This is a genomic window from Candidatus Woesearchaeota archaeon, from assembly GCA_026394965.1.
In the GTDB taxonomy this organism is placed as follows: domain Archaea; phylum Nanobdellota; class Nanobdellia; order Woesearchaeales; family 0-14-0-80-44-23; genus JAPLZQ01.
Map to the genome: position 1 here is coordinate 1 of JAPLZQ010000013.1, position 5,154 is coordinate 5,154.

The 5,154-nt window shown below is 41.8% G+C and carries 3 protein-coding genes; all 3 read right to left on the minus strand.

From position 1 onward, the window contains the following. Nucleotides 1-700 (minus strand): hypothetical protein (locus NTV63_00600; protein ID MCX6709442.1); only part of this gene is annotated, 700 nt, incomplete at its 3' end. 40 nt (nucleotides 701-740) lie between these two features. Next, nucleotides 741-4,664 carry a MopE-related protein gene (locus tag NTV63_00605; protein ID MCX6709443.1) on the minus strand — a complete coding sequence of 1,308 codons (3,924 nt, stop codon included), beginning with the start codon at nucleotides 4,662-4,664 and terminating at the stop codon, nucleotides 741-743. 40 nt (nucleotides 4,665-4,704) lie between these two features. After that, the coding region (locus NTV63_00610; protein MCX6709444.1) for a hypothetical protein at nucleotides 4,705-5,154 on the minus strand (450 nt) is incomplete at its 5' end.

Genomic DNA, 5,154 nt, shown 5'->3' on the forward strand with positions numbered 1-5,154 from the left:
AGTAGAATTCAATTGTTCCTGCATTAAAATCATAGCCCCCAAATGATGCTTTATCCGCGGGATAGACAGAAAGGATTGACACCCTTTTGTCATCCAGGATAGCATTGATGCCAGCGTCAAGAGGATTCTTTCCGAAAAGCACTATCCTCAGATTGTAGCTCCCTGATTTCTGCACTTCAGCAAGGCTCCCCCCAGGCTCAATCCGGATTTTGCTCGCGTTTTCAGGAAGAACAGAATACAATTCATCAGCAATCTCCTTATATCCGGAGCCTTCCAGGAAAACATACTGCACTTCAGGGCTTGTAATGTAAAGGAAATTTCCTGCTGAGAAAGGCATAAGCCAGGGCTGGCTTCTTAGGACAATGTTTCCGCTGGAGCTTCTTATTTCTTCAGGGGCAAATGCTGTTCCAAGGCTTAATTTCCTTGAGGTGCCCAATTCCCCTATGTAAAGCCCTGAGCAGTCATAACCCATCTGCTTTGCCTGAACATTAACCTTTGAGGAAAGGTCGCTGTTTGAGATTGCACTTGCAAGTATTGACTGCACCCTTGAGCGCACTGCAGAAGATGTGAGGGATTCGCTCGACTCCTTCTGGAATGACACCATCCTTGTAACAAGAAAAATTATAAGCCCGCCCACTATAAGAATGAATATCCAGTTGAATTGAACTTCAACTCCCTTTTTCCCAAGCGCTCTTCTCATTGTTTATCCCAAAAAAACAAGAAACTGGTTAAATAAAAAATCATCGCCTTTTTTTATTGCCTGATTTTTTCCCTGAGGATTTTTCCTTCTTGTTCTTTTTGCCTTTTGCAATCTTCTTCAAATCCTCAAATACATCATTCTTTTTGCCTTTGCCTGCAAGCTTTTCAAGCTCCAGGAAAACATCCCGTTCATCCCTATTTTTGGGCGCTTTTTCCAAAAAGGTTACTTTATCAGGCTTAAGAGGCTTTGTTTCCTCATCAGATTCCTCGGGATTTTTCCCAATCTCTTCAATTGGCTTTTCTTCTTCAGAAGGTTTATTGCCCTCTTTCTGCTCAAAATTTTCAAAGAGCTTCTTTCTTTCCTGCTCTCTCACTTTAGACTTTATTCTCGCTATCATGTCAGGAGTGAGGCTGCTTCCCTCCATTGCTCCTGGCATTTCCTTGTCTTTGCCTTCCATTTCCTGGCTTATCCCCCCAAAAGGAGGATTTTCAATACCAGTGTTCTCAAACTGGAACTGCGCGTCTGAAGAGCTCTTCTTTGGCTTTTTGTTGCTCTTAGTGTAATAAAGGTAAAGCCCAATCCCCCCGAAAAGAATAAGGAGTATCAGCAGGAGTATGAGCCACCAGGATGACTTTTTTGGGTGGCTTTCAGGGTCAAGGGGGTCAAATCCGTTGTCTATCTCCCATTTGTCTGAGTATCCATCCCCGTCTGTGTCTGAATTGTTTGGGTCTGTTCCGTTTTCATACTCTTCCCTGTTGGTAAGCCCGTCATTGTCATTGTCCTTTTCTGCATCAGTTGGGTCATTAGGGTCAAGCCCGTTGTCTTTCTCCCACTTGTCAGGCATTCCATCGTTGTCAGAATCATAAGGGCAGCCGGTGCTGTCCACCTTGGTTCCGGATTTTGTATCCTTACACTTGTCAATCGTGTCAGGCACGCCGTCATTGTCAGAATCTTTCTCATCTATGCTACAGGTGTTGTCCAGGCAGGACAATCCCTCTTCGCAGTCTTTAATATCCTCGCACGCCTTGCCTTCCTTGCAGGGTGAGCATTCCCCTCCGCAGTCAATGTCTGTTTCTGTAAGGTCCTGGATTTTGTTCTTGCAACTGTCCTTTTCCTCGCACTTTCCTGTGCTTGAGCTGCATTTTCCTGACCTGCAGTCTGAATTTTCAGAGCATTTCTTTCCTATATCGCACTTCTTGTCGCAAAGCCCGCCGCAGTCAATATCGCTCTCATTTCCGTTCTTTGCGCCATCAAAGCATGTTGCATTCATACATCTCTTTGTTGTTGAGTTGCATGAGAGGCTTATGCAGTCGTAATGGATGTTGCAGCTCTTGTTAAGGGAGCACGCATTGCATTTTCCGCCTCCGCAGTCAACATCAGACTCCAAGCCATCTATTATGCCGTTTGAGCAGTTCTCAACCTTTATTGTTGAGTTTATTTTTACGCCATTGCTGTCATTGCTGACGCTTTTCCAACCTGCTTTGTCAACAGCATATGCCCTTATGAAATAAGTTTTGTTGTCAGCAAGGGAAAGCCCCGTCATCATCAAAGCCCGGGCAGCATCTGAAGCAGGATAGTTTAATTCCCTTGACACATTCTTCTTTGTGCTGCTGTCAAAAACCTGAAGAACAAAGTAATCAAGCCCGCAGCCGCTGTCCTCTCCGTTGAATTTAACCCTGAGCTGGTCCAGGTAGGGCGATTCCTCATTCCTTCCTGGAATTCCTGAATTGTCATCAACATAAATCATCTTCGGCTTAATTAAATCTGTTGTAACTTCTATCTGCTTATCAACAGCCATCTGCTCATATTCAAAAATACAGCCGATGTAATATGTTGTGGTGTTTGAATTGCTGATGCTTCCATAGCTTATAAAATTATAACTGGTATTTTTACTGAGGTAAGTGTCGATTATTTCAGAAGTTTTTCCTGCATAGCATTCTCTTGCCCTTTTGTTTGTAACAATATTGTATTTGAAGCTTCCCTGGATGCACTCTTTTGGAGAGTCTATCCTGAAATCAGGGGCAGCTCTTGTATCAACCCTGAAATTAACTGTTGCAAGCTCGGACAAAAGCCCGGACTTTCCTCTGCATCGCACATAATACCCATAATCATTCTCATCTTCAAGATTCTGAAGATAAATTGAGTGATATTCCTTGAAAGAATAATAATTAATCTCATCTTCTCCATCAAAAGAGTATCTCATATCATCATATTCTGTTGCAACATCATCATACCTGCAAATCGCTTCAATATCAGTTGATGCATACATGTAAGTATTAAGCATGCCATAATTGTCTGCTTCATAAACAGAAGTTGCATAAGCTGAATTTATCTTCGGCGGATTAACAAGGAGATTAAGAGTGAATGTTTCAGTGTAATTTTTTCCAGAAAGGTCTGTGCAAACCACATATACGTTCTTATTAGAAGTAAGATTGAAATCTGCGGCAGTATGGAATTTTCCATCATCGTTTCTCTCAAACTGCTTCTTGTTAAGCAGAGTGCCATAATTTGTTCTTGTTAAGCTGTAAATGCAATTTGCTTCAGAATATGTTGCTATCATGAGCTCAAATTTTGTTGAGTTTGCATAGCCAGTGTATCTATTGCCGGGAATTGTTGCAGGATTTATGAGAGTTATGAACGGGGGTGGAATTACTCTAAGCTGGGCGCTGTCCCTGAAGGCATTCCCTTCTTCATTATACTCTGCTGTTATTGTGGCAAGCCCTTCTGATACTCCCAGGAACTCGCCCCCAGAAACTTTTGCTGCAACAGAGGGATTTGTTGATGAGAAAACAGCTGATTCAGTAATATTGCAGGAATAATACTCAGGAGCAGAACAGATATATCCATTAAATTCTAAAGTTTCTCCAACCTCAATTTCATTTTCTTTTGGTTCAATCACAAAGAACTTTGAAACTGTTCCATTAGAAACAACCTCAACAGATGCTGAATTATCAGATGTAAGAGTTCCGCTCTTTGCCCGAACATTTGCAATGCCCGCGCTTTTTCCATCAATGCACGTTTTTGCCCAGCCGGCATATGGTGCAGTGATATTAACAACAGACGGCTTGTCTGACACAAGCTCATAATCCCATGAATAATCGCACCTTGTTGCATCGCACAGGAAAACATCAAAAACACTGCAGTAGCTTTTATTCACTTCTATTGTTATCTGCACTGGCATAATCTTCAGGTAGCTGAATGAATAATCTTCTGTCGCATTAACTTTAACTGTTGCATCGTCTGTTTTTATTATTGAGCCCTCAGAATATGATGCAGTAACCTTTGCAATCCCCTCTGAAACGCCCTTAATCTTGTTTAAAGCAACAACTGATACTGAAGGCGAGTCGCTTGACAGAGTTGCAAGATTTTCAATGGGCTTTCTTTTTCCGTCAGAGTAAACAGCATTTATTTCAAATTGAAACTCCTGCCCCTTGACTATAACTGCACTTTTTGGGCTAATCTCAATTTTGGAAAGGGTTACAGGGCATTTCAGGTCAGAGCCGCTGCAGTCCTCATCAATATTATTCCCGCACACTTCAACTGCGCCAGGGTAAACCCTGAAATTTGAATCATCGCAGTCAACAGGGCCGCAATTGGCTCCCGAGCCGTTGTATTCATCATTGTCATTGTCAAGGCACCTGACAACAGTAAATTCAATTGAGCTTGTGTTGCTGTTCCCTATAAGATCCTTATACACTATTGAGAAAAGATAATTTCCCATAGGCAAGTCTGAATTCGGCTTATAATTGAACTGAACATTGTCTTTTGAGCTTACCAGAGTCAAGGGATAGAGCGCCGTATACGGGATATTTGTAAGATTTGCGAGGACAACATTAACTTCCTCGTCAAAAGTCACATTTATTTCAGGCTTTGTGTTTATTGTCTGTGTGGCAAGCGCAAATGCTGAAACCAATATGAAAATCCCAAAAATTGTTGCTATAAACGGCAGTGTCTTTTCTCTCATTTTCTTTCACAACTTTTTTATATTATTTTTTTTTTATTATCTAGTTTACCTTAATCTCTGCACTTGGCGGCATTGTGTCTATTGTGAACCAAATGTTGTCCGCATCATTTTCAGTGAAGGTAAGCCCGTTTGTTTCAAGGGAAGATGCTGAAATCATCAGCTGGGCATTCATAAAACCTTCAATGTTCTTAAGATTATTTTCGCTTACAGGAACCACAATAAGATAGCGCATGGTTTTCTTATCTGCGCTTATGCTTTTTTCGGTTATTGTCCCGCGATAAGTGCCGTCCAAAAGCTCGTACTTTATGCTGTTCACAGAAACAGTTTCTGAGAATCTCAGCGTTAGATTATAGCTTCCATAACCTATTGCAGGGATAAGGTTCTCGTAATGCGGCGCAGTTATAGTCACATTGAACTTGTTGTCTCCAAACTTCCTGATCTCCTTTTTTCCTTCATACCTGTTGGACTGGGCGTCTATGCAGTTAAGCTC